General features: G+C 73.7%; 19 protein-coding genes. 12 read left to right on the top strand and 7 right to left on the bottom strand.

What is annotated here, in order from left to right; all coding sequences use genetic code 11:
- Positions 1 to 39 precede the first annotated feature (39 nt).
- Positions 40 to 399: a DUF2834 domain-containing protein gene (locus ID804_RS07045; protein ID WP_169078423.1), complete on the bottom strand. Its 360-nt coding sequence runs from the start codon at positions 397 to 399 to the stop codon at positions 40 to 42.
- Between the two features lie 61 nt (positions 400 to 460).
- On the opposite strand from ID804_RS07045, the gene ID804_RS07040 reads away from it, so the two are divergent.
- The 7 genes from ID804_RS07040 (at position 461) to ID804_RS07010 (ending at position 9,816) form a co-directional block, all read left to right on the top strand.
- Positions 461 to 1,330 (top strand): hypothetical protein, encoded by an 870-nt coding sequence (locus ID804_RS07040; protein WP_169078421.1) that lies wholly within the window; start codon positions 461 to 463, stop codon positions 1,328 to 1,330.
- Positions 1,331 to 1,455: 125 nt separating this feature from the next.
- The gene (locus ID804_RS07035; RefSeq protein ID WP_169078419.1) at positions 1,456 to 2,190 is read left to right on the top strand and encodes a hypothetical protein; all 735 of its coding nucleotides are present in this window, start codon (positions 1,456 to 1,458) and stop codon (positions 2,188 to 2,190) included.
- The gene (locus ID804_RS07030; protein ID WP_169078417.1) at positions 2,190 to 3,815 is read left to right on the top strand and encodes a DNA polymerase Y family protein; all 1,626 of its coding nucleotides are present in this window, start codon (positions 2,190 to 2,192) and stop codon (positions 3,813 to 3,815) included. Before ID804_RS07035 ends, ID804_RS07030 begins: the two co-directional genes overlap by 1 nt.
- Before the next feature lie 60 nt (positions 3,816 to 3,875).
- A complete protein-coding gene (locus ID804_RS07025) occupies positions 3,876 to 7,337 on the top strand; it encodes an error-prone DNA polymerase (protein ID WP_169078415.1) in 3,462 nt (1,153 codons plus the stop codon).
- 90 nt (positions 7,338 to 7,427) lie between these two features.
- A complete protein-coding gene (locus tag ID804_RS07020; protein ID WP_169078413.1) occupies positions 7,428 to 8,234 on the top strand; it encodes a DUF1206 domain-containing protein in 807 nt (268 codons plus the stop codon).
- Between the two features lie 20 nt (positions 8,235 to 8,254).
- Positions 8,255 to 9,025, top strand: coding sequence for a DUF1206 domain-containing protein (locus ID804_RS07015; protein ID WP_317451206.1), 771 nt, complete (start codon positions 8,255 to 8,257; stop codon positions 9,023 to 9,025).
- On the top strand, positions 9,022 to 9,816 hold the full coding sequence (locus tag ID804_RS07010) for a DUF1206 domain-containing protein (RefSeq protein WP_169078411.1): 795 nt from the start codon (positions 9,022 to 9,024) through the stop codon (positions 9,814 to 9,816). Before ID804_RS07015 ends, ID804_RS07010 begins: the two co-directional genes overlap by 4 nt.
- Here the strand turns inward: ID804_RS07010 and ID804_RS07005 are convergent.
- The 4 genes from ID804_RS07005 to ID804_RS06990 form a co-directional block, all read right to left on the bottom strand.
- Entirely contained in the window at positions 9,813 to 10,901 is a 1,089-nt protein-coding gene (locus tag ID804_RS07005) for an alanine racemase (RefSeq protein ID WP_169078409.1), read from the bottom strand. The genes ID804_RS07010 and ID804_RS07005 overlap by 4 nt on opposite strands.
- A 37-nt stretch (positions 10,902 to 10,938) precedes the next feature.
- Positions 10,939 to 12,723, bottom strand: a complete 1,785-nt coding sequence (locus ID804_RS07000) for a DEAD/DEAH box helicase (RefSeq protein ID WP_169078407.1) — start codon at positions 12,721 to 12,723, stop codon at positions 10,939 to 10,941.
- A gap of 11 nt (positions 12,724 to 12,734) precedes the next feature.
- Positions 12,735 to 14,000, bottom strand: a complete 1,266-nt coding sequence (locus tag ID804_RS06995; RefSeq protein ID WP_169078405.1) for a DNA polymerase IV — start codon at positions 13,998 to 14,000, stop codon at positions 12,735 to 12,737.
- Positions 14,001 to 14,148: 148 nt separating this feature from the next.
- Positions 14,149 to 14,418 (bottom strand): GlsB/YeaQ/YmgE family stress response membrane protein, encoded by a 270-nt coding sequence (locus tag ID804_RS06990; RefSeq protein ID WP_169078403.1) that lies wholly within the window; start codon positions 14,416 to 14,418, stop codon positions 14,149 to 14,151.
- 208 nt (positions 14,419 to 14,626) lie between these two features.
- Between ID804_RS06990 and ID804_RS06985 the strand changes: the two genes are divergently transcribed.
- Positions 14,627 to 15,415 carry an SGNH/GDSL hydrolase family protein gene (locus tag ID804_RS06985; protein ID WP_169078401.1) on the top strand — a complete coding sequence of 263 codons (789 nt, stop codon included), beginning with the start codon at positions 14,627 to 14,629 and terminating at the stop codon, positions 15,413 to 15,415.
- A 12-nt stretch (positions 15,416 to 15,427) separates the two neighbouring features.
- On the opposite strand, the gene ID804_RS06980 is transcribed toward ID804_RS06985, so the two are convergent.
- Together ID804_RS06980 and ID804_RS06975 are read right to left on the bottom strand one after the other, a co-directional pair.
- Positions 15,428 to 16,657, bottom strand: coding sequence for a D-alanyl-D-alanine carboxypeptidase family protein (locus ID804_RS06980; RefSeq protein WP_169078399.1), 1,230 nt, complete (start codon positions 16,655 to 16,657; stop codon positions 15,428 to 15,430).
- A gap of 32 nt (positions 16,658 to 16,689) precedes the next feature.
- The gene (locus tag ID804_RS06975; RefSeq protein WP_169078397.1) at positions 16,690 to 17,715 is read right to left on the bottom strand and encodes a LacI family DNA-binding transcriptional regulator; all 1,026 of its coding nucleotides are present in this window, start codon (positions 17,713 to 17,715) and stop codon (positions 16,690 to 16,692) included.
- A 184-nt stretch (positions 17,716 to 17,899) separates the two neighbouring features.
- Between ID804_RS06975 and ID804_RS06970 the strand changes: the two genes are divergently transcribed.
- The 4 genes from ID804_RS06970 (at position 17,900) to ID804_RS06955 (ending at position 23,173) form a co-directional block, all read left to right on the top strand.
- Complete coding sequence (locus tag ID804_RS06970; protein ID WP_317451205.1) at positions 17,900 to 19,951, top strand: beta-galactosidase; 2,052 nt, start codon at positions 17,900 to 17,902, stop codon at positions 19,949 to 19,951.
- The gene (locus ID804_RS06965) at positions 19,948 to 20,841 is read left to right on the top strand and encodes a carbohydrate ABC transporter permease (protein WP_317451204.1); all 894 of its coding nucleotides are present in this window, start codon (positions 19,948 to 19,950) and stop codon (positions 20,839 to 20,841) included. The genes ID804_RS06970 and ID804_RS06965 overlap by 4 nt, the downstream gene beginning before the upstream one ends.
- Positions 20,838 to 21,755 carry a carbohydrate ABC transporter permease gene (locus tag ID804_RS06960; protein WP_211161031.1) on the top strand — a complete coding sequence of 306 codons (918 nt, stop codon included), beginning with the start codon at positions 20,838 to 20,840 and terminating at the stop codon, positions 21,753 to 21,755. Before ID804_RS06965 ends, ID804_RS06960 begins: the two co-directional genes overlap by 4 nt.
- Positions 21,756 to 21,841: 86 nt before the next feature.
- Positions 21,842 to 23,173 carry an ABC transporter substrate-binding protein gene (locus ID804_RS06955; RefSeq protein ID WP_169078394.1) on the top strand — a complete coding sequence of 444 codons (1,332 nt, stop codon included), beginning with the start codon at positions 21,842 to 21,844 and terminating at the stop codon, positions 23,171 to 23,173.
- The last annotated feature ends 20 nt before the right edge of the window (positions 23,174 to 23,193 follow it).

Raw genomic sequence — 23,193 nt, 5'->3', positions numbered from 1 at the left:
CGGGGTGCGACGGGCGGGCAACGCCCGGCGCGCGGCGCGTCAGGCGGGGGCTGCGGCGCTTGCCGCCTCCGTGCGACGGCGCTCGAGCATCCGCTCGCGGTTCATCAGGAACAGCGGGAAGGTGAACGCGATCGCGGTCAGCCCCGAGAAGGCGATGTACGCCCACAGGTGCCGCATGCCCAGGCGACGGCCCTCGATGACGATGAAGGCGCAGCCGGCGACCGCCATGACGAGCAGGTCGGTCGTGAGCGAGCTGACGGCGGGGCCGCCGGCGAACCAGTCGCCGAGGAAATCACGGCGCTCGATGATCGCGAGGGCGTTGTACGTCCAGGTGCCAACGAGGCCGACGAGGGCGAGCACGCCGAAGACGACGGCGCGGGAGTTCCAGTGACGGGTCATGGGGTCATGATGCCGCAGGCGGGTGCGCTCGTCCGATGCGCGGGTGCGCGAGGATGGAGGGATGCCCGCCACCACCGCGCCCTTCGGCCTGCTGCTCGACGTCGACGGCCCCATCGCGAGCCCCGAGACCCGCACCATCGCGATCGACTCGATCGTCGACGACCTGCTGACGCTCGCGCTCGCGGGCGTGCCGGTCGCGTTCGTCACCGGCCGCAGCGACGCCTTCATGCGCGAGCAGGTCGTCTCGCGCCTCATCGAGGGTGGGATGCGCGACGCGGCCCTCTTCGGCGTGTTCGAGAAGGGCGGGGCGTGGGCTCCGATCACGGCCGCGGGCCTCGGCGAGGTCGAGGTCGACCCCTCGGTCGCGCTGCCGACCGAGGCGCGCGCCGAGGTCGAGGCGATCGCGCGCGAGCAGTACGGGCACGCGATGTTCGTCGACGAGGGCAAGCGCGTCATGGTGTCGCTCGAGCAGCTGGTCTCGGTGTCGCCGGAGGAGTATCGAGCGGCGCAGACCGCCTTCGAGGAGGCGGCGTTCTCGGCGCTCGCCGAGCGCGGGGTGGGCATCCGGTATCGCGATCGCTCGGTGCCGGACGCCGCGGGGGCGGTGCCGTACCGCATCGACCCCACGATCATCTCGACCGACATCGAGTCGGTGCGGCTCGACAAGGATCACGGCGCGGCGCGCGCGATCGACTGGTTCGCCGGCCGCGGCATCACGGCGCCGCGCTGGTACTCGGTCGGCGACTCGCGCTCGGACTACCTCATGGCCGACCACGTGCACGCCGTCGGGCTCGAGGCGGTGCACGTGGATGTGCGGCCGAGCGACGGCGTGCTGCAGCGGCCGTACCCGGTGGAGGTGCGCGGGTCGCTCGTGCACGACGCGGCGGGGGCCGACTTCCTGCGGGAACGGGTGGCGGCGCTCGCCGCGTAGGCCTCGGTCGGGCCCGTCAGGCCGGTCGCGCCCGTGCGTCGACGAGGATTCCGCGACGCTCCCCGACACGCCGTCGAATGTCGGTGGCGGTTGCGATATTCGAACGTATGTTCGACCATGGAGAGGTGCCCGCACTCGCCCTCGCCTCCCCTGCGCCGACCCTGTCGGCCGTGCAGGCGCTGCAGGCGCGCATCGACGAGATGCAGCGCACGACGCTCGACTCGAAGCTCAAGCCCACGCACGAGGCGCTCGCCGATCTGCTGCCCGACGGCGGCTTGAAGGAGGGCGCCGCCTACTCGGTGAGCCCCTCGAGCGCCCTCGTGATGGCGCTGCTCGCCGGCCCCTCGGCGGCCGGCTCGTGGTGCGGGGTCGTCGGCATGCCCGAGTTCGGCGTCGAGGCGGCCGAGGCGATGGGCCTCGACCTCGACCGGCTCGTGCTCGTGCCGCACCCCGGCGACCAGTGGCTCACCGTCACGGCCTCGATCGCCGATGCGCTCGGGGTCGTCGTCGTGAAGCCCGGGCGCGCCGCGGGTGATGCGGCCGTCGCCCGGCTCGCGGGCCGACTGCGCGACCGCGGCTCGACCCTGCTCGTGGTCGGCGCATGGCCGCAGACCGAGGCCATGATCAGCCTCACCGACAGCCGGTGGTCGGGGCTCGGGGCGGGCTCCGGCTGCCTCACGAGCCGCGAGGTGACCGTGACGGTGACGAGCAGGCGCTCGCCGCGGCCCGTGAGCGGGCGACTGCTGCTGCCCGACCCCGAGCAGGGCATCCGTCGCCTCGATGCGCCGCGCGCCGCCCTGGGCGCCCGCGGGCGCTCGGCCGCCGATCGCGCTCGCGAGGTCTGGCGGGAGGTCGGCTGATGCTGCGCGCGCTGTGCCTGTGGGTGCCCGACTGGCCGGTGCTCGCGGCGGTGCGCGACGGTGCCGCCCGTGCCGGAGCACCGCTCGCGATCGTCGCCGCCAACCGCGTCGTCGCGTGCTCGGCCTCGGCCCGAGCGCAGGGCGTCGTGCGCGGGCAGCGCCGCCGCGAGGCGCAGGGGCTCTGCCCCGCCCTCGTCGTGCTGCCCCATGACGACGACCGCGACCACCGGCTGTTCTCGCCGCTCGTCGATGCGATCGAGGGGCTCGTCGCGGGCGTGCAGGTCGTGCGCCCCGGGCTCGTCATGATCGGCGCGCGCGGGCCGGCCCGCTACTACGGCGGCGAGCGGGCGGCCGCGCTCGCGCTGCGCGCGGCCCTCGCCGACGAGGGGGTCGCCGACGCGCGCGCGGGCATCGCCGACGGCGCGTTCACGGCCGAGCTCGCGGCGCGGGATGCCCGGGCCGACGACCCCGTGCGCCTCGTGCCGGCCGGCGCGGCGGCGGCGTTCCTCGCCCCGCACCCCGTCTCGACGCTCGACGACCCCGAGCTCACGACCCTGCTGGGCCGACTCGGCATCCGCACCCTCGGCGAGTTCGCGCAGCTGCCCGCCGAAGCCGTACGCGACCGCTTCGGCGAGCGAGGGGCTCACCGGCACGCGCTCGCGAGCGCGATCGATGCGCGGTCGCTCGTGCCGCGCATCCCGCCGCTCGATCTCGAGCGCGTGCTCGAGCTCGAACCGCCGCTCGACCGGGTCGACCAGGTCGCGTTCGCGGTGCGGCGCCTCGCCGACGAGGTCGTCGAGACGCTCGCGAGCCACCGGCTCGTCGCGACGGCCGTGCGCATCGGCTTCGTCGACGAGCTCGGCGGCGAGAGCGAGCGCGCGTGGCTGCACCCCCGCTCGTTCCGGCCGAGCGAGATCGTCGACCGCGTGCGCTGGCAGCTCAGCGGGGCGACGCGCACGCTCGGGGCGGGCGGGCGCGGCGGCTCGAGCGGCGGCGGTGCGGGCCTCGGCGGCGCGGCCACCTCGGGCTCCGGCGCGCCGGCCGGCCCCGATCTGCGTGCCGCGATCGCGCGCGTGCGCATCGTGCCCGAGAGCCTCGACGCGCTCGCCCACCACGAGCCGGGGCTGTGGGGTTCCGGGCCCGACGAGCGCGTGCACCACGCCCTCTCGCGCGTGCAGAGCCTGCTCGGGCACGAGGCCGTGCTGACGGCGCAGCGCTCCGGCGGTCGCACGCTCGCCGAGCGGCGCGTGCTCGTGCCCTGGGGCGATCGCGCCGTCATCACGCGCCCCGTCGATCGCCCGTGGCCGGGGGCGCTGCCGCAGCCGGCGCCCGCGACCGTCTACGCCTCGCGGCACCCCGTCTCGGTCGTGGATGCCCGGGGCGAGACCGTGCGCATCGACGAGCGCCTGCGCCTCAGCGCCCCGCCCGCGGGGTTCGCGCCGAGCGCGGGCGGCGCCGTGCGGCCCATCGCCTCGTGGGCGGGGCCGTGGCCGCTCGAGGAGCGCTGGTGGGATCCGGCGAGAGCCCGTCGCGCCCACCGGCTGCAGGTCGTCGACGCCGCGGGCGTCGCCTGGCTGCTCGTGCTCGAGGGCGCGAGCTGGTGGGCGGAGGCGAAGTATGACTGAGCGGGCGCGGGCGCGGGCGCGGGCGCGGCGGCTCGGCGGGCGCGAGCGGCGGGCGCGCTGATGGGCTGGCACAACCCGCCCATCTCGTGGAGCGAGTTCGAGCGCACGCTGCGCGAGGGCACGCGCCCCGGCACGACTCCCCCGCCCGGCGCCGACGGCGGCGACTCCCCCGCCTGGTCGCCGAAGCGCGCGCCCTACCGACCCGCCGCCCTCGAGCAGCCCGACCCCGAGACGGTCGTGCCGTACGCCGAGCTGCACGCGCACTCGTCGTTCTCGTTCCTCGACGGGGCCTCGAGCCCGGAGGAGCTGCTCGAAGAGGCAGCGCGGCTCGGCCTGCACGGCCTCGCGCTCACCGACCACGACGGCCTCTACGGCGTCGTGCGCATGGCCGAGGCCGCCGAGCCCTACGGCCTCACGACCGTCTTCGGCGCCGAGCTGAGCCTCGGCCTGACCAGGCCGCAGCTCGGCGAGCCCGACCCCGAGGGCACCCACCTGCTCGTGCTCGCGCGCGGGCAGGCCGGCTACCACCGCCTCGCCGCGGCGATCACCGAGGGGCAGCTCGCCGGCGGCGAGAAGGGCCGGCCCGTGTACCGGCTCGACGACCTCGCCGAGCAGGCCGCGGGCGACTGGGTCGTGCTCACCGGCTGCCGCAAGGGCGCCGTGCGCGCCGCCCTCGGCGATCGCGCGGCGCCCACCCGCGCGCAGGTCGAGGCCGCGGGCGTCGAGCTCGACGCGCTCGTGGAGCGCTTCGGCCGCGAGGCCGTCATCGTCGAGCTCATCGACCAGGGGCGCCCGCTCGACTCGGTGCACAACGACGCGCTCGCGGCCCTCGCCCGCGATCGGGGCCTGCCCGTCGTCGCGACCGGTGCCGTGCACTACGCGACGCCCGCACGGCATCCGCTCGCGACCGCGTTCGCCGCGCTGCGCGCCCGCCGCAGCCTCGACGACATGGAGGGCTGGCTGCCGCCCGCCGGCACCGCCCACCTGCGCAGCGGCGCCGAGATGGCCGAGCGCTTCGCCCGCTACCCCGGCGCCGTCGCCCGCAGCGTCGAGCTCGCCGACGCGCTCGGGTTCTCGCTGCGGCAGGCCAAGCCCCAGCTGCCGAAGCAGGAGGTGCCCGACGGGCACACGCCCATGAGCTGGCTGCGCGAGCTCGTCTGGGCGGCCGTGCCGCGCAAGTACCCTGACGCGACAGACGCCGACCGGGCGCGCATCGACCGAGAGCTCGACGTCATCGAGCAGAAGGGGTTCCCCGGCTACTTCCTCATCGTGCACGACATCGTGCAGTTCGCGCGCTCGCGCGGCATCCTCTGCCAGGGCCGCGGCTCGGCCGCGAACTCCGCCGTCTGCTACCTGCTCGACATCACCGCCGTCGACTCGATCGCCTACCGGCTGCCGTTCGAGCGGTTCCTCTCGGCACTGCGCGACGAGGAGCCCGACATCGACGTCGATTTCGACTCCGACCGGCGCGAGGAGGTCATCCAGTACGTCTTCGAGAAGTACGGTCGGCGCAACGCCGCCCAGGTCGCCAACGTCATCTCGTACCGGCCCAAGAACGCCGTGCGCGACATGGCGAAGGCGCTCGGCTTCTCGACCGGGCAGCAGGATGCGTGGAGCAAGCAGGTGGAGCGCTGGGGCGCGGTGCTCTCGAGCGACGACCACGACATCCCCGAACCCGTCGTCGCGCTCGCCCAGCAGGTGCTCACCTACCCGCGGCACCTCGGCATCCACTCCGGGGGCATGGTGCTCACCGATCGACCGGTCGGCGAGATCGTGCCGATCGAGCACGCGCGCATGGAGCACCGCACGGTGCTGCAGTGGGACAAGGACGACTGCGCCTGGATGGGCCTCGTGAAGTTCGACCTGCTCGGGCTCGGCATGCTCGCGGCGCTGCAGTACGCCTTCGACCTCATCGACGAGCACCTCGGCGAGCGCTGGGAGCTGGCCACCCTGCCCAAGGAGGAGCAGGCGACCTACGACATGCTGTGCCGCGCCGACTCGGTCGGTGTCTTCCAGGTCGAGAGCCGCGCCCAGATGAGCCTGCTGCCGCGCCTGCAGCCGCGCCGCTTCTACGACCTCGTCGTGCAGATCGCGCTCGTGCGCCCCGGGCCCATCCAGGGCGGCGCCGTGCACCCCTTCGTGCGCCGCAAGCTCGGCGAGGAGCCGATCGTCTACGACCATCCCAAGCTCGTCGAGCCGCTCGAGCGCACCCTCGGCGTGCCCGTCTTCCAGGAGCAGCTCATGCAGATCGCCATGGCGGTCGGCGGCTGCACGGGCGACGACGCCGACCTGCTGCGCCGCGCCATGGGCAGCAAGCGCGGGCTCGAGCGCATCGAGTCGCTGCGCGAGACCCTCTACGCCGGCATGGCCGACAACGGCATCACCGGCCAGCTCGCCGACGAGATCTACGGCCGCATCCAGGCCTTCGCGAACTTCGGCTTCGCCGAGAGCCACTCCATCAGCTTCGGCCTGCTCGTCTACGCGAGCTCGTGGCTCAAGCTGCACTACCCCGGCGTGTTCCTCGCCGCGCTGCTGCGGGCGCAGCCGATGGGCTTCTTCTCCCCCGCCACGCTCGCCGCCGACGCCGAGCGCCACGGGGTCGAGGTGCGCACGCCGTGCATCCTGCGCTCCGGCGTCGAAGCGGGCCTCGAGCGCGTCGACCTGGTCGTCGACGATCCGTTCGCGGCCGTGCCGGCGGATGCCCGGCGCGCGCAGTCCACGGGCCTCGAGCAGTGCCGCGAGCGTCGGCAGCCGCCCGTGCCCGAGTTCGACCCCGCCGCACCGGATGAGTCGGCCGCCCACCGCCGCGACGGCGACCTCGCCGTGCGGCAGGGGCTCGCCGCCGTCGGCGGCATCGGCCGCGCCACCGCCGAGCGCATCGTCGCCGAGCGCGAGCGCGGCGGCCCCTACCGCGACCTCACCGAGCTCGCCTACCGCACCGGCCTCACCGCGGCGCAGCTCGAGGCGCTCGCGACCGCGGGAGCCTTCGACGTGCTCGGCCTCACCCGCCGCGAGGCGCTCTGGGCCGCGGGCGCCGCCGCGCAGGCCCGCCCCGAGTACCTGCCCGGCACGGTCGTCGCCGTGCAGCCGCCGCTGTTCAGCGCCCTCGACGACGCCGAGACGATGGTGGCGAACCTCGTCTCGACGGGGATCGCGCCGGGCGATCATCCGGTGCGGTACGCGCGCCCGGCCCTCGCCCGCCGCGGCGTGCTCACCGCGCGCGACCTGCGCACCGCCGAGCCGGGCCGCCGCGTCGAGATCGGTGGGGTCGTGACCCACCGCCAGCGGCCGGCGACCGCGAGCGGCATCACCTTCCTCAACGTGGAGGACGAGACCGGGCTCGTCAACGTCATCTGCAGCGTCGGGCTGTGGGGCCGCTACCGCCGCGTCGTGCGCGAGAGCCGCGCGCTCATCATCCGCGGCACGCTCGAGCGCTCCCGCGAGGGCGTCATCGCGATCGTCGCCGACCGGGTCGAGGCGCTGCCGCTGCGGGCGAGCGTCGCCAGTCGCGACTTCCGCTGACCTCGGCCGAGCATCCGCGAACCGCTAGCGCGTGCAGCATCGGCGGACAACCCCGCGCCAGGAAACCGATCCGCGCTCTACTCTGGCCGGATGACCTCCCCGATCGAGGACGCGCCGGCGCGCCCGCACGCGCCCGCGCTGTCGAGCCGCACCCACCGCATCGTCATGCGCACCGGCTACGCGGTCAACGGCGTGCTGCACGTGCTCATCGGCGTGCTCGCGCTGCTCGTGCCGCTCATCGCGCTGCTCACCGAGAACGTCGAACGCGTCGGTGCCCTCCGCGCTGTCGCCGGCAACCCCGGCGGCGCGCTGCTGTACTGGATCGTCGCCATCGGCTACCTCGTGCTCGGCGCGTGGATGATCGCGACCCTCGTGCTCCGTCAGCCCGGCGAGCCCCGCCCGCGCGACCGCCAGATCGCGGCGGGCCGCGCCGTGGCGTACCTCGCCCTCGCCGTCGTCGCCGGCAGCCTCGCCGTCTCCGGTCGCACTCGCCCCGGCGAGGATCCCGGCTCCCTCCTCGCCACACCGCTGCAGCTGCCCCCGCTGCTGTTCGCGCCCGTCGGCCTCATCGCCCTCGGCGTCGCCGCCTACTACGCCCTCAAGGGCTGGCGCCGCGGATTCCTCGACGACATCCGCCTGCCCGCGCGCTCCTCCGGACGACGGCCGATGCTCGTCGCCGGCCGTGTGGCGTACCTCGGCAAGGCCGTCGCCCTCGCGACCATCGGCGTGCTCCTGCTCATCGGGGCGCTGCTGCCGGCGGGCGACGCCGGCATCGGCAGCCACCTCGCCTCCCTCGCGCTCTCGCCGGCCGGGCCGCTCGTGCTCGCCCTCATCGGTCTCGGCCTCATCGCGTACGGCTTCTACTGCGCCGCCCGCGCGCGGCTCGCCCGGCTGTGAGGGCCGAAGCCGCCCGCTCCGTGCGCGGGAGCCGCGGCTTCCGGCTCGCCGCGCGCGCCGGCTTCGCCGTCAACGGACTGCTGCACGTACTCATGGGCCTCCTCGCGATAGGCATCGCCCTCGGAGCGGGTCGCGGCACGAGCGCCGACCCCGGCGGCGCTCTCGGTGCCCTCGCCGCGACACCGGGCGGAGGCGCCCTGCTGTGGGTGCTGGCAGCCGGACTCGCCGCGCTCGCGCTGTGGCTGCTCGTCGAGGGTCTGCTCGTCGAGGCACCCGCCGGTCGTCGACGCGAGGCCGTCGTGGACGTGCTCAAGGCTTTCACCTACGGAGCGCTCGCCGCGACCGCGGTCGCGATCGCCCTCGGCGGGCGCGCCGATTCCGACGGCGAGGCCCGCGAGGCGAGCGCGGCCCTGCTCGCGGCCCCGGGCGGTGTGCTGCTGCTCGGCGCGATCGGCGTCGGCGTCGCCGTGCTCGGCGTGGTCGTCGCGGCGAAGGGTGTGCGACGCGGGTTCCTCGACGACCTGCGGCTGCCGCGCGGGGCGCTCGGTCGCACCGTGACCGCGCTCGGGGTCACCGGCTACGTCGCCAAGGGCGTCGCGCTCGTCGCCGTCGGCGGCATCGTCGTCACCGCGGCGGTCACGACCGATGCGAGCGAGGCGGGCTCGTTCGATGACGCCCTGCGCACGATCGCCGAGCTGCCGTTCGGCGTCGTGCTGCTCACGCTCGTCGGCATCGGGCTCGTCGCGTACGGCGCGTACTGCGCCGCGCGGGCACGCTGGGCCAGGCTGTGAACACCTCCGACGCCGTGCAGCAGGTGCACGAGAGCCGCGCCTTCACGATCGTGGCGCGCTCGGGCTGGTTCGTCACCGGGCTGCTGCACATCATCATCGGGGCCCTCGCGATCGCGGTCGCGCTCGGCGACCGCGGCGTGCGACCCGACGAGGTCGGCGCCTTCGAGGCGATCGCCGCGGCGCCGGTCGGCGGGGTGCTGCTCACCGCCGTCATCGTCAGCCTCGGCGGCCTCGGACTCTGGATGATCGTCGACGCCCTGCTCAACGGCGGCCCCATGCACCGCTGGACCTCCGCCGTCGCGAGCGGCGCCCAGGGCCTGGTCTACCTCGCGCTCGCGGTGCCGCCGACGATCCTCCTGCTCGGCGGAGAGCTCGAATCGGGGCGCACCGCTCGCACGGTGAGTGCGTTCCTGCTCGACACCGTCGCGGGCGCCATCGTGCTCGTGCTCATCGGCCTCGGGGTCGCCGTCGCGGGGGGCTACTTCGTCGTGAAGGGCATCCGCCGCCGGTTCTCCTGGGAGCTGCGGCCGATGACGCCGCGCCGCGGCCGCGCCGTGCGCGCGCTGGGCGCGATCGGCTACCTCGCGCGCGGCGTGGCCTTCCTGCTGCTCGCGGGCCTCATCGTCGTCGAGGCGATCCAGGCCGACCCCTACGACGTCACGGGGCTCGCCGGCGCTCTCGGGGCGCTCAACCGCGGCTTCCTCGGCCCGCTCTGGCTCGCGGCCATCGGCGCAGGGCTCATCGTCTACGGCGCCTACGGCATCGCCCGCGCTCGCCTCGCGCGGCTCTAGGTGTTGGCGCCGCGCGCGCTCACCGGCCAGATGGCATGCTCGGCACCCGCCCGCTCGACGACGAGCTCGTCGGCGAGGTTCACCGCCGAGCACACGTGATTCGGCGCCAGCCGCAGCCGCGCCCCGAGCCTCGGCAGGGGCGCGTCGGTCGGCCACGCGATCGTCGCGTGGTGCTCCGACAGTGCCGTGATGCGAGCCTCCGGCTCGTCGACGACGCGCCCGAAGCCGCTCACCCACGCTGGTCGGTCGGCACCGAGCACCTTGCTGCCCGCATCCACGACGACGACCCCGGCGCGTCGACTCACGACCGTGGCGCGCGCCGTGAGGGCGATCGACTCGGCGCCGATCGTGCCGAGCTCCCACTGCTGGGCGTCGCCGAGCGCCGAGACGCCCGGCCGCAGCTCCGTCAGCACGTCGCCCCGGGCCGCGGCGGCGCTCGGCGTCGACCCGCCGCTCACGACGGGGCACGGGATGCCCGCCGCCGTCAGCGCGTCGCGCGCGACCGCGAGCGCCCGCCCTTCGTCCGCGGCGGCAGCCGCCCGCACGTCGATGCCGCCCGCCCCGACGCCGTACGCGTGGCCGGGGAACGTGAACACGCCGTCGACCGCGAGGCCGGCGTCGAGCGCCGCGGCGGCGACCTCCGCGGCGCGTTCGGGCGGAAGGCCCGAGCGGTGGTGGCCGGAGTCGACCTCGACCGCGATCGCGAGCGGGGCGGCGCCGGGGTGACCGGCGAGCACGGCGGCGGCGAGCATCCGTACGCTCTCGACGGAGTCGGCGCCGACGCGCAGGCGCACGGCGTGGGCGACGGTGCGCAGGCGGTCGGCGCGCGGACCCTCCGCCCAGACGGGGTAGGCGATGAAGAGGTCGGTGGCGCCGTGGGCGGCGAAGACCTCGGCCTCGCCGACCGTCGCGACCGTCAGCCCGACTGCGCCGTGGGCGAGCTGCCGGCGAGCGATGTCGGGCGACTTGTGGGTCTTCGCGTGTGGGCGCAGCGCGACGCCGAGCGCGCGGGCGTGCGCGGCGGCGGCGGCGAGGTTCGCCTCGAGCACGTCGACGTCGACGACGAGGTAGGGGGTGTCGCGCATGGGCACCATCCTGCCGCGGTGAGCGGTCGGCGCGGCGTCAGTGCCCGCCCTGCGCCATCTGCCGCCGCAGCAGGTCGATGCGCTGCTGCAGCTGCGCGACGGTCGCCTGCCCCACGGCGGGCCCCCCGCACAGGCGCCGCAGCTCGGCGTGCACGTGGCCGTGCGGCTGGCCGGTGAGCTTCGCATGCAGGCCGACGAGGCTGTTGAGCAGCGTGCGCTGCTCTTTGAGCGTGCGGTAGAGCGGCGGTGGCTGGCGCTCCGACGGCGGGCGCTCGGCGACGCGGCGCATTTGCCGCTGGTAGCGCGAGCGCAGCAGCTCGTGCACCTGGTCCGGTTCGAGGATGCCCGGCAGGCCCAGGAAGTCGAGCTCCTCCAGGCTGCCGACCTCGGCCTGCTGCCCGAACTCGACGCCCTCGTAGAGCACCTTGTCGAACTGCGCCTGCGACTCGAGCGCTGCGAAGCTGTAGGTCTCGGTGAGGGCGTCGCTCGCGCTGTCTCCCGTCTCGGCCTCGCGCAGCAGGTCGTCGTCGAGCAGCATCGTCTCGTCGATCTCGCGGTCGAGGGCGTGGTCGCGCTGGCGCTCGAGCTCGTTGGCGAGCGCCATGATCGGCGGCACGCTCGGGATGAAGATCGACGCCGTCTCGCCGCGGCGCCTGGCCCGCACGAAGCGCCCGATCGCCTGGGCGAAGAACAGTGGCGTCGACGAGCTCGTCGCGTAGACGCCGACGGCGAGCCGGGGCACGTCGACGCCCTCGGAGACCATGCGCACCGCGACGAGCCAGCGCGACTCGCCGTCGGCGTACTGCTGGATCCGCTCGCTCGCGCCCTTGTCATCCGACAGCACGACGGTCGGGGCCTCGCCCGTGATGCGCTCGAGCAGCGCCGCGTAGGCGCGCGCGGAAGTCTGGTCGGTCGCGATGACGAGGCCGCCCGCATCCGGGATCGCGTGCCGCACCTCGCTCAGCCGGCGGTCGGCCGCCGACAGCACCCCGGGCATCCACTGCCCCTCGGGGTCGAGGGCGGTGCGCCAGGCCTGCGCCGTGACGTCCTGCGTGTCGCCCTGCCCGAGCTGGGCCTCCATCTCATCGCCGGTCGTGGTGCGCCAGCGCACCTTGCCGGCGTAGGCCATGAAGAGCACGGGGCGCACGACGCCGTCGGCGAGGGCGCGACCGTAGCCGTACGCGTAGTCGGTCTGCGAGATGCGGATGCCCTGCTCGTCGGGCACGTACGTGACGAAGGGAATCGGCGCCGAGTCGGAGCGGAACGGCGTACCGGTGAGCGAGAGCCTCCGCGTCGCCCCCTCATAGGCCTCGCGGATGGCGTCGCCCCAGCTCAGCGCATCGCCGCCGTGGTGTACCTCGTCGAGGATCACGAGCGTCGTCGCGCTCTCGGTGAGCGTGCGGTGCAGGTACGGCTTCGCGGCGACCTGCGCGTAGGTCACGGCGATGCCGTGGTACTGCCGCGGGATGACGCGCTGACTGTTGCGGAAGCCCGGATCGAGGCGGATGCCGACCCGGTGCGCGGCGTCGGCCCACTGCCGCTTGAGGTGCTCGGTCGGGGCGACGACCATGACCCGGTCGACGCGCCGGCGGGCGAGCAGCTCGGTCGCGAGGCGCAGGGCGAAGGTCGTCTTGCCGGCGCCGGGCGTCGCGGCGGCGAGGAAGTCGCGCGGCTCGGTCTCGAAGTAGCGGTCGAGGGCCTCGGCCTGCCAGGCGCGGAGGCGGCTCGCGGTGCCGCGCGCGGCGCGCTCGGGGAACGATGGAGACAGATGCTCGGCCGCGAAGGTGCCGACGTGAGGCGCGGGGCGGTCGGTCTGGCTCACTCGACCCGATGCTAGTCGAGGCTGCCGACATCCTCGCTCGACAGGGCCGAGCGCCGGCGCCGCTCCCCCGGCTGCAGCAGCGAGGCGCGCGTGAGGGCCCCGCGCCCGAAGCGCTCGGCGACTGCGTCGGCGGTCGTCTCGGCGTCGCGCCACGGCTCGTCGTCGTCCCACAGGCCGCGCGCGACCGAGCCGGCCGGCAGGAGGTTCTCGGCGCGCACGCCGATGAGGCGGATGCCCGTGCCCGCCGGGCGCGCCTCCTGCAGCAGCCCGCGCGCCTCCCGCGAGAGGCGCTCGGCGACGTCGGTCGGCTCTGCGAGCGTGCGCGAGCGCGTGATGGTGCGGAAGTCGCCGAAGCGCAGCTTGAGCGCGACGGTGCGCGCGACCCAGCCGCCGCGGCGGAGGCGCTCGGCGACGCGCGTCGCCAGGCGCAGCAGCTCGCGCTCGAGCGCGTCGGCGTCGGCGACGTCGCGCTCGAAGGTCACCTCGTGCCCGATCGACTTCTCGTCGCGCGAGGGCGTGACCGCGCGAGGGTCTCGACCCCACGACAGCTCGTGCAGCCGCACCGCCCCGGCTTCGCCGATGGCGGCCCGCAGCGCGTCGAGCGGCGTGCGAGCCAGGTCGCCGACGGTGCGTAGGCCGAGGCGCGCCAGGCGCTCCTCCGTCGCCCCGCCGACACCCCACAGCGCCGTGATCGGCTGGGGGTGCAGGAAGCCCAGCGTCTCGGCCTCGGGCACGACGAGCAGCCCGTCGGGCTTCGCGCGACTGGAGGCGAGCTTCGCGACGAACTTGGTCGCCGCGGCGCCGACGGAGGCCGTGAGCCCGGTCTCGCGACGGATGCGCTCGCGCAGCGTCGTCGCGATCGCGAACGGCGGCCCGAAGAGCGGCACGGCGCCGCGCACGTCGAGGAAGGCCTCGTCGATCGACAGCGGCTCGACGAGGGGCGTGACGTCGCCGAGGATGCCCATGACCTGCCTCGAGAAGGCCGTGTAGCGGTCGTAGTGCGGTTCGAGCACGATCGCGTTCGGGCACCGGCGCAGCGCGATCGCCATGGGCATGGCCGAGTTGACGCCGTACCGGCGGGCTTCGTAGGTCGCGGCGGTGACGACCGACCGGGCGCCGCGGTGCCCGACGATGACGGGGCGGCCGCGCAGCTCCGGTCGCTCGAGCAGCTCGACCGAGGCGAAGAACGCGTCCATGTCGAGGTGCAGGATGCGCGCGCTCGTGTCGTCGGTCGGCTGGGCCGTGACCTGCCGCCCGCTGCCGTCCTGCTTGCTCACCCGAGCATCCTCGCACCGACCACCGACGGGGCCGACGCCGATGGGGCCGACACCGATGGGGTCGAGACCGCGGCGGCCAACCTGCAGACGCCGACGGGGGCGGGCCGCCGAAGCGACCCGCCCCCGTGCGAGCGGTACTGGTGGGCGATTACGCGCGGCGGCCGCGGCGGCCGACGATGGCGCCGTAGATCAGCAGGACGATGATCGCGCCGCCGATGGCCAGCAGCCAGGTGCTGAGGTCGAAGAATTCCTCGAGGCCCGTGCCGAAGAGCACGCTGCCGAGCCAGCCGCCGAGCAGGGCGCCGAGCACACCGAGCACGAGCGTCATGAGCCAGCCGATGTTCTGCTTGCCGGGGATGATGAGCTTCGCGATGGCGCCGGCGATGAGGCCGAGGAGGAGAAAAGCGAGGAAACCCATGGGATTGTCCTTTCCTTGGGGCTGAGGGCCAGCCGGCTCTCAGCCTTCGTTCGAACGACTCGGTGGAATCGCTCGGCGGACAGTCAAGCACACCCCCCGAACGGGGGCGGGAGAACTTCCAGGCGGCTCTCAGGTTGTTCGCGCCGTCGAGCGCGCAGTGCCGCGCTCGGATCCGGCGTCGATCAGCACCTTCTGCCAGAGTGGGAGCATGTCTCAACAGCACCCCTGGTCGCGCTACGTCGCGCTCGGAGACTCGTTCACGGAGGGCATCGGGGACCCCGAGCCCGCCTCCCCCGGCGGTCATCGTGGCTGGGCCGACCGCGTCGCCGAGCAGCTCGGCGCTCGCACCGACGACTTCGCCTACGCCAACCTCGCCATCCGCGGCCGACTGCTGCAGCAGATCATCGACGAGCAGCTCGAGCCGGCCCTCGCCCTCCGCCCCGACCTCGTCACGATCTCGGCCGGCGGCAACGACATCATCCGCCCCGGCACCGACCCGGACGAGGTCGCCTCGCGGTTCGACGGCGCGATCGGGCGACTCGCGGCCGACGGAGCCACGGTCGTCATGTTCACCGGCCCCGACATCGGCATGACCCCCGTGCTGCGGCGCGTGCGCGGAAAGGTCGCGATCTACAACGAGAACCTGCGCACGATCGCGGCGAAGCACGACGCGCTCGTCGTCGACATGTGGGCCCTGCGCGAGCTGCAGGATCCGCGCATGTGGGATCCGGATCGCCTGCACTTCTCGGCCCTCGGCCACCACACGATCGCCCGTGCCGCGCTCTCGACCCTCGGCATCGAGCACGAGCTCGAGCCGTGGCAGCCCGAGCCGCTGCCGCCGCGCACGTGGCGCGAGGCCCGCGTGCAGGACATCGGCTGGGCGCGCGAGTACCTCGTGCCGTGGGTGGTGCGGCGCATCCGCCACCAGTCGTCGGGCGATCGCATCACGGCCAAGCGGCCGCACGCCCTGCCGCTGCCGGTGCCGCCGCCCGAGTGAGACGGCCGACCCTCATTCGGTGAGGATGCCCGCCTCGCGCAGCGGCCGCAGCAGCCGCCAGGCGAGGTCCGGGCCCTCGATCGCGCCGCTCCACTGCAGCGGCACCTCCAGCTGCTCGTCGCCGAGCTGCACCGCCATGGCCGGAGCATCGGGGGCCGGGAAGCCGGCCCGCAGCTCGGGGGTCGGCACGAACGACTGGCTCGTGGCGTCGCCCCAGACGAGCTCGCTCGCACCCTCGGCGGTGCGCAGCTCGACCTCGTCGCCCCACGGCGCGCGCCAGCGAGCGACGGGCTCTCCAGGCTCCGCGACGGTGACGAGCCGGTAGTCGTCGACGACGCTCGTGAGCAGCGCGCGGGCGTCGGCCGCAGCCTGCGACTGCACCTCGGCGTCGAGCACGACGCCGACGACGTCAACGGTCTCGCCGTCGATCTGGGCGCGCCCGCTGAAGAGCAGGCAGGCACCGGCCTCCTCGGTCGTGCCGGTCTTGAGCCCCGTGACGCCGTCGCGCCCGAGGGCGAGGTTGCGGTTCTCGAACCGGCCGACGCCGGGCACGTCGATGACCTCCTGCGCGGCCGACTCGGCGACGACGGGGTGCGCGGCGGCGAGCCGCGCGAGCTCGAGCAGGGCGCGCGGCGTGCCGGCGCTGTCGGGCGAGAAGCCGGTCGCGTCGGCCACCTGCAGGTTCTCGATGCCGTGCCGGTCGAGGTACTCGGCGGCGGCGGCGAGGTAGTTCTCGGTCGAGCCGAAGGCCCAGATCGCGAGCGTGTCGGCGTAATTGTTGGCCGACCACACGAGCATGAGGTCGATGAGCTGCCGCTGCGTCAGCTGCAGCCCGGCCTCGGCCGGGGCGACGGAGCCGTTGCGCGCCCGGTACTCCTCGTCGAGGCGCCCGGCGGCGGTGTCGAGCGTGATCGTCGGTCCGCTCTCCCCCGCCGCGAGGGGCGCCTGCTCGAGCACGACGAGGGCGGTGACGACCTTGGTGATCGAGGCGATCGGTCGAACGGTGTCGAGGTCGACCCCGGCGTAGACGGTGCCTGCCTCGTCGAGCGGGCCGATCGCGCTCGCGCCGTAGCCGGGCAGCGCGACCGTGGCAGCGGGCGTCGAGACGCTCACCCGCTCGAGCGCGCGGCCGTCGATGCCGGGCAGCGGCGCGAGCAGCGCGAGCGTGCTGTACACGCCCGTCGCCGTCACGAGCGCGGCGGCTGTGCCTCCCGCGACGAGGGCGAGAGAACGGCGCAGCACCCGCCCAGTCTACGAAGCGGCGGATGCCCGGCTCACGCCGACGCGCGCCAGACGACCTCGGTCTCGAGCATGACCCCGCCTTCGTCGCCCGTCTCGCCGAAGGCGATCTGCGCGAGCACGAGCTCGGCCGCGCGAGCGCCGAGCAGGGCGGCCGGCTGGCGCACGGTCGACAGCAGCGGCTGGCAGCGCAGCGCCCACGCCGAGTCGTCGAAGCCGACGACGCCGACGTCGTCGGGCACGCGGCGACCGCGCGCGCGGAGCACGTCGATCGCTCCCGCGGCGACGGCGTCGGAGGCGGCGAAGACGCCGTCGAGCTCGGGCTCGCGCTCGAGCAGCTCGGTCATGCCGGCGACGCCCGCGTCGAAGGTGTAGAAGGGCTGCCGCGAGACGAGCGAGGCGTCGAAGGCGTCGCCCAGGGCATCCTGGAAGCCGGCGAGTCGATCGCGACCGGAGTCGCGGTCGAGACCGGCCGCGATCATGCCGATGCGCCGCCGCCCCGTCGTCGCGAGGCGCTCGGCGATCTCGCGCGCGGCGCCGCGGTTGTCGATGCCCACCCAGGGCAGGCGCGGCTGGTTGTCGGGGCGACCGATCATGACGGCGGGCAGGCGCAGGTCGGCGATCGCGCGCGAGATCGGGTCGCCCTCGCGCGCCGAGACGATGATGGCGCCGTCGACGAAGCCGCCGCCGAGGTACCCGCTCACGCGCTCGGAGTCGCGCTCGGTCTCGATGACGAGCGTGACGAGCTGGTAGTCGGCGGCCGAGAGCGCGCCGTTCGTGCCGAGCAGGATGTTGCCGATGTTGGGGTCGTCGACGAAGACCGAGTTGGGTTCGTGCACGATGAGCGCGATCGCGCCGGAGGCCTGTCTGGCGAGGTTGCGGGCCGCCGTGTTGCGCACGTAGCCGACCTTCGCGATCGCCGCCTCGATCGCCTGTCGGGCGGTCTCGGAGACGTACGGCTCGCCGTTGAGCACGCGCGAGACGGTGCCGCGCGAGACGCCGGCCTCGGCCGCCACGTCGAAGATCGTGGCGCGCTTGGGTCGCGCAGGAGGGGGCGTCATGGGGGCCAGTGTAATGACGCGCGACACGCCGAGCCGCGCATCCGGTCGTTGACATGCTCGCCGCGCCGTGCCTAGTCTGTGCACGCTCCCAGAAATCGACCGGGCGTGGTTCGCAGCACCGTCTGTGCACGCTCCCAGATTCCGCGGGCGACAACGACGACGCAACGACGGAACAGGACGGTTCGTGAGCCTCACCCCCGCACTCCCCCGCACGGCCGACGCTGCCCTGGTGCCCGGCTGGCCGACGGGGTCGATCCTGCTCGGGTGCGACTACAACCCCGAGCAGTGGGATCGCGCGATCTGGCGCGACGACATCCGGCTCATGCGCGAGCTCGGCGTCGACCTCGTCGCGATCAACATCTTCGGCTGGGCGCACCTCGAGCCGCGCGACGGCGAGTTCGACTTCTCCGGTCTCGACGAGATCATGAGCCTGCTGCACGAGGCGGGCATCCGCGTGAACCTCGGCACCGGCACCGCCTCGCCGCCGCCGTGGCTCTCGCGGCTGCACCCCGAGATCCTGCCGCGCGACCGCGACGGCGTCATCGCCTATCCGGGCGGCCGCCAGGCGTGGTGCCCGAGCTCGCCCGTCTTCCGCGCCCGCGCCCTCGCGCTCGTCGAGCGCGTCGCGGAGCGCTACGGCGAGCACCCCGCCCTCGCGCTCTGGCACGTCAGCAACGAGCTCGGCTGCCACAACGCCTACTGCTACTGCGACGTCTCCGCCGAGGCGTTCCGTGGCTGGCTGCGGGCGCGCTACGGCAGCATCGAGGCGCTCAACGCGGCGTGGGGGACGGCGTTCTGGAGCCAGCGCTACAGCGAGTGGGCCGACGTGCTGCCGCCGCGCACGACGCTCTCGGCCGGCAACCCCGCCCAGAAGCTCGACTTCGAGCGCTTCAGCAGCGACGAGCAGCTCGCCCACTACCGCGCCGAGGCCGAGGTGCTGCGCCGTCGCTCGGCCGCGCCCGTCACGACGAACCTGATGGTCACCGACCACATCCGCGCCCTCGATTACTGGAGCTGGACGGGCGACCTCGACGTCATCGCCAACGACCACTACCTCGACCATCGCCTCGCCGACCCGCTCGCCGAGCTCGCCTTCAGCGCCGACCTCACGCGCGGCCTCGCCGACGGAGCCCCCTGGATGCTCATGGAGACCTCGACGAGCGCCGTCAGCTGGCAGCCCGTCAATCACGCCAAGCGCGAGGGCGAGCTCGCCCGCACCGTGCTCGGGCACGTCGCGCGCGGCGCCGACTCGATCTGCTTCTTCCAGTGGCGCGCCTCGCAGCGCGGCGCCGAGAAGTTCCACTCCGCGCTGCTGCCGCACGCCGGTGCCGCCGGCCCCGGCTGGCAGCGCAGCGTCGAGCTCTCCGCGCTGCTCGACCGCCTCGAGCCCGTCGTCGGCACGCGCGTCGAGGCGCGCGCCGCGATGGTCATCGGCTGGCAGGAGCGGTGGGCGGCCGAGGTCGACACCCACCCCACGCAGCTGCTGCAGTACCTGCCCGAGGCGCGCCGTTACCACGCCGCGCTGCGCGCGCTCGGCGTCACCGTCGACATGGTGCGCCCCGGTGACGATCTCGCCGGCTACGACCTCGTCGTCGTGCCGACCCTGTACTCGGTGACGGATGCTGCGGCTGCGTCGATCGCGCGGGCGGCGGCCGACGGGGCGACCGTGCTCGTCACCCCGTTCAGCGGTCTCGCCGACGAGCAGGCCGCGATCCGTCTCGGCGGCTACCCCGGCGCCTTCCGCGACCTGCTCGGCATCGTCGTCGACGAGCTGCGCCCGCTCGCGGCCGACGACCGCGTCGCCCTCGAGGGCGGCGCCACGGGCGTCATCTGGAGCGAGGCGCTGCGCACCGAGCACGCCGAGGTGCTCGACCGCTTCGCCACGGGCCCCGCCGCGGGCCAGCCGGCCGTGACCCGGGCGGCCCACGGCGCCGGTGCCGCGTGGTACGTCGCCACGGCGCTCGAGGCCGACGGCCTGCGCGACCTCATGCGGCGCCTGTGCGGCGAGGCGGGCATCCCCGTCATCGAGGTCGGCGACGACGTCGACGTCGTCGTGCGCTCCGCCGACGACCGCCGCATCGCCTTCGTCATCAACCACCGTGACGAGCCCGTCGAGATCGCGAGCCCCGCGCTCATCGGTCTCGACCTCGTCGCGGGCACCGCGGTCGCGGGCCCCGCGACCATCGTCCCCGCCGGCGGCGTCGTCGCCGTGCTGAGCGAGAGGAGCGAGCCGTGACCGTCACCGCCGTGCGCCGGCCCCGCGCCGTGCGTCACCGAGGGGCCCTCGCGGTCTTCCTCATCCCCTTCGGAGCGCTCTTCGCGCTGTTCTACGTGATCCCGATCGGGTACGCCGTCTACCAGTCGCTGCTCGTCGTCGAGCGCGACGGCACCTTCGGCCCCGCCGTGCAGGTCTTCGGCGGCCTCACGCAGTACATCGCCGTGTTCGAGAACGAGGCGTTCTGGGCGTCGATCGGGCGCGTGCTGCTCTTCGGCGTCGTGCAGGTGCCGATCATGCTCGGGCTCGCGCTCATCCTCGCGCTGCTGCTGGACTCGCCGCTCGTGCGCGGATCGAAGTTCTTCCGCCTCGCGTTCTTCGCGCCGTACGCGGTGCCGAGCGTCATCGCCGCCATCATGTGGGGCTTCCTGTACTCGCCGAACCTCTCGCCGTTCACGGGCGTCACCCAGGCCGTCGACTTCCTCTCGGCCGAGAGCGTGCTCTGGTCGATCGCCAACGTCGTCACGTGGGTCTACGTCGGCTACAACATGCTCATCATCTACTCGGCGCTCCTGGCGATCCCGAGCGAGATCTACGAGGCGGCCCGCCTCGACGGCGCGAGCCAGCTGCGCATCGCGTGGTCGATCAAGATCCCGCTCGTCGTGCCCGCGCTCGTGCTGACCGGCATCTTCTCGATCATCGGCACGCTGCAGCTGCTCGCCGAGCCGCAGGTGTTCCAGTCGTTCAGCTCGGCCGTGACGAGCACCTTCACGCCGAACCTCACCATCTACTCCACCGCATCGATCCCGAACATCAGCCTCGCCGCCGCGATGAGCGTCGTGCTCGCGCTCGCGACGTTCGTGCTGTCGTTCACGGTGCTCAAGCTCACGCAGCGGAGGACGGCAGCATGACCGCGACCACAGCATCCCCCGCTCGCACGGCGAAGCCGAAGCGCGCCCCCCGTGGGGCGAGCCAGCACAGCGGCATCCGCGAGAGCGCCGTCTCGCGCACGATCGCCATGGCCGTCATGGTCGTCGCGACGCTGTACTTCCTCACCCCGATCTGGTGGCTCTTCGTCGCCTCGTCGAAGACGCGCGCTGACTTCACGACCACTGCCCCGCTGTGGTTCGCCGACTTCGCGCTCTTCGACAACATCGCGGCGCTCTTCGACTACCGCAACGCGGTCTTCCTGCGCTGGCTCGGCAACTCGGCCCTCTACGCGGGCGTCGGCGCGCTCATCGCCACGATCATCGCGGCGATGGCCGGCTACGCGATCGCGAAGTACACCTTCCGCGGCCGCGAGACCCTCTTCAACGTCATCCTCGGCGGCGTGCTCGTGCCCGCCACCGCGCTCGCGCTGCCGCTCTTCCTGCTCTTCAGCCAGGTCGGCGCGACGAACACCGTGTGGGCGGTGTTCCTGCCGAGCCTCGTGAGCCCCTTCGGGGTCTACCTCTCGCGCATCTACGCCGCCGCGAGCGTGCCCGACGAGATCATCGAGGCCGCCCGCATCGACGGCGCGGGCGAGGTGCGCACGTTCTTCACGGTCGCCACGCGGCTCATGGCGCCGGCCCTCGTGACGATCTTCCTGTTCCAGTTCGTCGCGATCTGGAACAACTTCTTCCTGCCGCTCATCATGCTGCGCGACGAGAGCCTCTTCCCCGTCACCCTCGGGCTCTACGTCTGGAACACGCAGGTGAGCCAGATCCCCGACATCCGCGCGCTCGTCATCATCGGGTCGCTGCTGTCGATCATCCCGCTCATCCTCACCTTCCTGGGCCTGCAGCGCTTCTGGCAGTCGGGCCTGGCGAACGGCGGCCTCAAGTGAGTCCGCTCCCCCGAACTCCCGATCACCCTGAGATCGGGCGCACCACCGGCACCACCCGAACCACCACCAAGAGAAAGGAACATCGCATGGCGATCTCCACCGTCGCCCGCGCGGGAGCCATGGCGGCTCTCACGGCGCTGGCGCTCACCGCCTGCTCGACCGGGGGCAGCGAGGCCCCCGGCGCCGCCGGAGGCGACTGCGCTCCCTCCGACGGCCCCGTCACCCTGACCTTCACGAGCTGGCTGCCCGGCGTCGAGGAGGCCGTGGCGATCTGGAACGAGGAGAACCCCGACATCCAGGTCGAGGTGCAGACCGGCCCCAACGGCAACGGCGGCACCTACCAGAACTTCTTCAACCAGCTCGAGGCCGGCAACGCCCCCGACCTGGGCCAGATCGAGTTCGACGCGATGCCGAACTTCCGCGTGCAGGACGGCCTCGAGAACATCGCGGCCTGCGAGGGCATCCTCGAGGCGGAGGACCAGTTCGTGCCGTGGACCTGGAGCCAGGTCACCTTCGGCGAGGAGGACGCGGTCTACGCGATCCCGCAGGACACCGGCCCCATGGCCATGTTCTACCGCGCCGACCTCTTCGAGGCGGCGGGCATCCCCGTGCCGACCACGTGGGAGGAGTACGAGGCGGCCGCCGCGCAGATCCGCGAGCAGGGCGGCTACATCAACAACTTCTCGCAGAGCGACATCAACGCCTTCGCCGGCCTCGTGTGGCAGGCGGGCGGCGAGTGGTTCGCCAACGACGGCGAGCAGTGGGAGGTCAACCTCACCGGTGAGGAGACCACCCGCGTCGCCGAGTACTGGCAGGGTCTGATCGACAACGACCTCGTTGCGGTCTACCCGCCGTGGACGGACGAGTGGAACGCCGCCTACAACTCGAGCGAGATCTGGACCTGGGTCTCGGCCGTGTGGGGCGCCAACACCATCGCGAGCGGCGCGCCCGACACCGCCGGCAACTGGGCCGTCGCCCCGATGCCGCAGTGGGAGGCGGGCCAGTCGGCCGCCGGCAACTGGGGCGGTTCGACCACCGCGGTGCTGAAGGGCTCGGACCACCCGTACGAGGCCGCGCAGTTCGCGCTGTGGCTCAACACCGACGCCGACGCGCTCACCGCGATGAACAAGACGGCGAACATCTACCCCGCGACGATCGAGGGCGCGAACCTGCCCGTGTTCGGTGAGGGCGTGGAGTTCTACGGTGGCCAGAACATCTACGAGGTGTTCGCCGAGGCCGGCAACAACGTCGACCCCGACTTCACGTGGGGCCCGACGATGACGCAGGTCTACAACGACGTCGCCGACGGTTTCTCCGGCGCGGTCTCGGGCAGCGGTACGCTCCTCGAGGCCCTGCAGGCGGGCCAGGCGTCGACCATCGACGCCCTGAAGGCGGCATCGATCCCCGTCAAGGAGTAGTCATCTCCCTGCACCACCTC

It is taken from the genome of Microcella alkalica (assembly GCF_014595885.1).
Classification (GTDB): Bacteria; Actinomycetota; Actinomycetes; order Actinomycetales; family Microbacteriaceae; genus Microcella; species Microcella alkaliphila_B.
Note: the sequence above shows the minus strand (reverse complement) of the source record. Positions and strands in the feature narration are given on the sequence as shown.

Coding starts and splice junctions, on each gene's coding strand:
- ID804_RS07005 (WP_169078409.1), bottom strand. CDS start 10,901: ATGCGCGACACCCCCTACCTCGTCGTCGACGTCGACGTGCTCGAGGCG.
- ID804_RS07040 (WP_169078421.1), top strand. CDS start 461: ATGCCCGCCACCACCGCGCCCTTCGGCCTGCTGCTCGACGTCGACGGC.
- ID804_RS06985 (WP_169078401.1), top strand. CDS start 14,627: ATGTCTCAACAGCACCCCTGGTCGCGCTACGTCGCGCTCGGAGACTCG.
- ID804_RS06960 (WP_211161031.1), top strand. CDS start 20,838: ATGACCGCGACCACAGCATCCCCCGCTCGCACGGCGAAGCCGAAGCGC.
- ID804_RS06975 (WP_169078397.1), bottom strand. CDS start 17,715: ATGACGCCCCCTCCTGCGCGACCCAAGCGCGCCACGATCTTCGACGTG.
- ID804_RS06955 (WP_169078394.1), top strand. CDS start 21,842: ATGGCGATCTCCACCGTCGCCCGCGCGGGAGCCATGGCGGCTCTCACG.
- ID804_RS07030 (WP_169078417.1), top strand. CDS start 2,190: ATGCTGCGCGCGCTGTGCCTGTGGGTGCCCGACTGGCCGGTGCTCGCG.
- ID804_RS06990 (WP_169078403.1), bottom strand. CDS start 14,418: ATGGGTTTCCTCGCTTTTCTCCTCCTCGGCCTCATCGCCGGCGCCATC.
- ID804_RS07025 (WP_169078415.1), top strand. CDS start 3,876: ATGGGCTGGCACAACCCGCCCATCTCGTGGAGCGAGTTCGAGCGCACG.
- ID804_RS07020 (WP_169078413.1), top strand. CDS start 7,428: ATGACCTCCCCGATCGAGGACGCGCCGGCGCGCCCGCACGCGCCCGCG.
- ID804_RS07045 (WP_169078423.1), bottom strand. CDS start 399: ATGACCCGTCACTGGAACTCCCGCGCCGTCGTCTTCGGCGTGCTCGCC.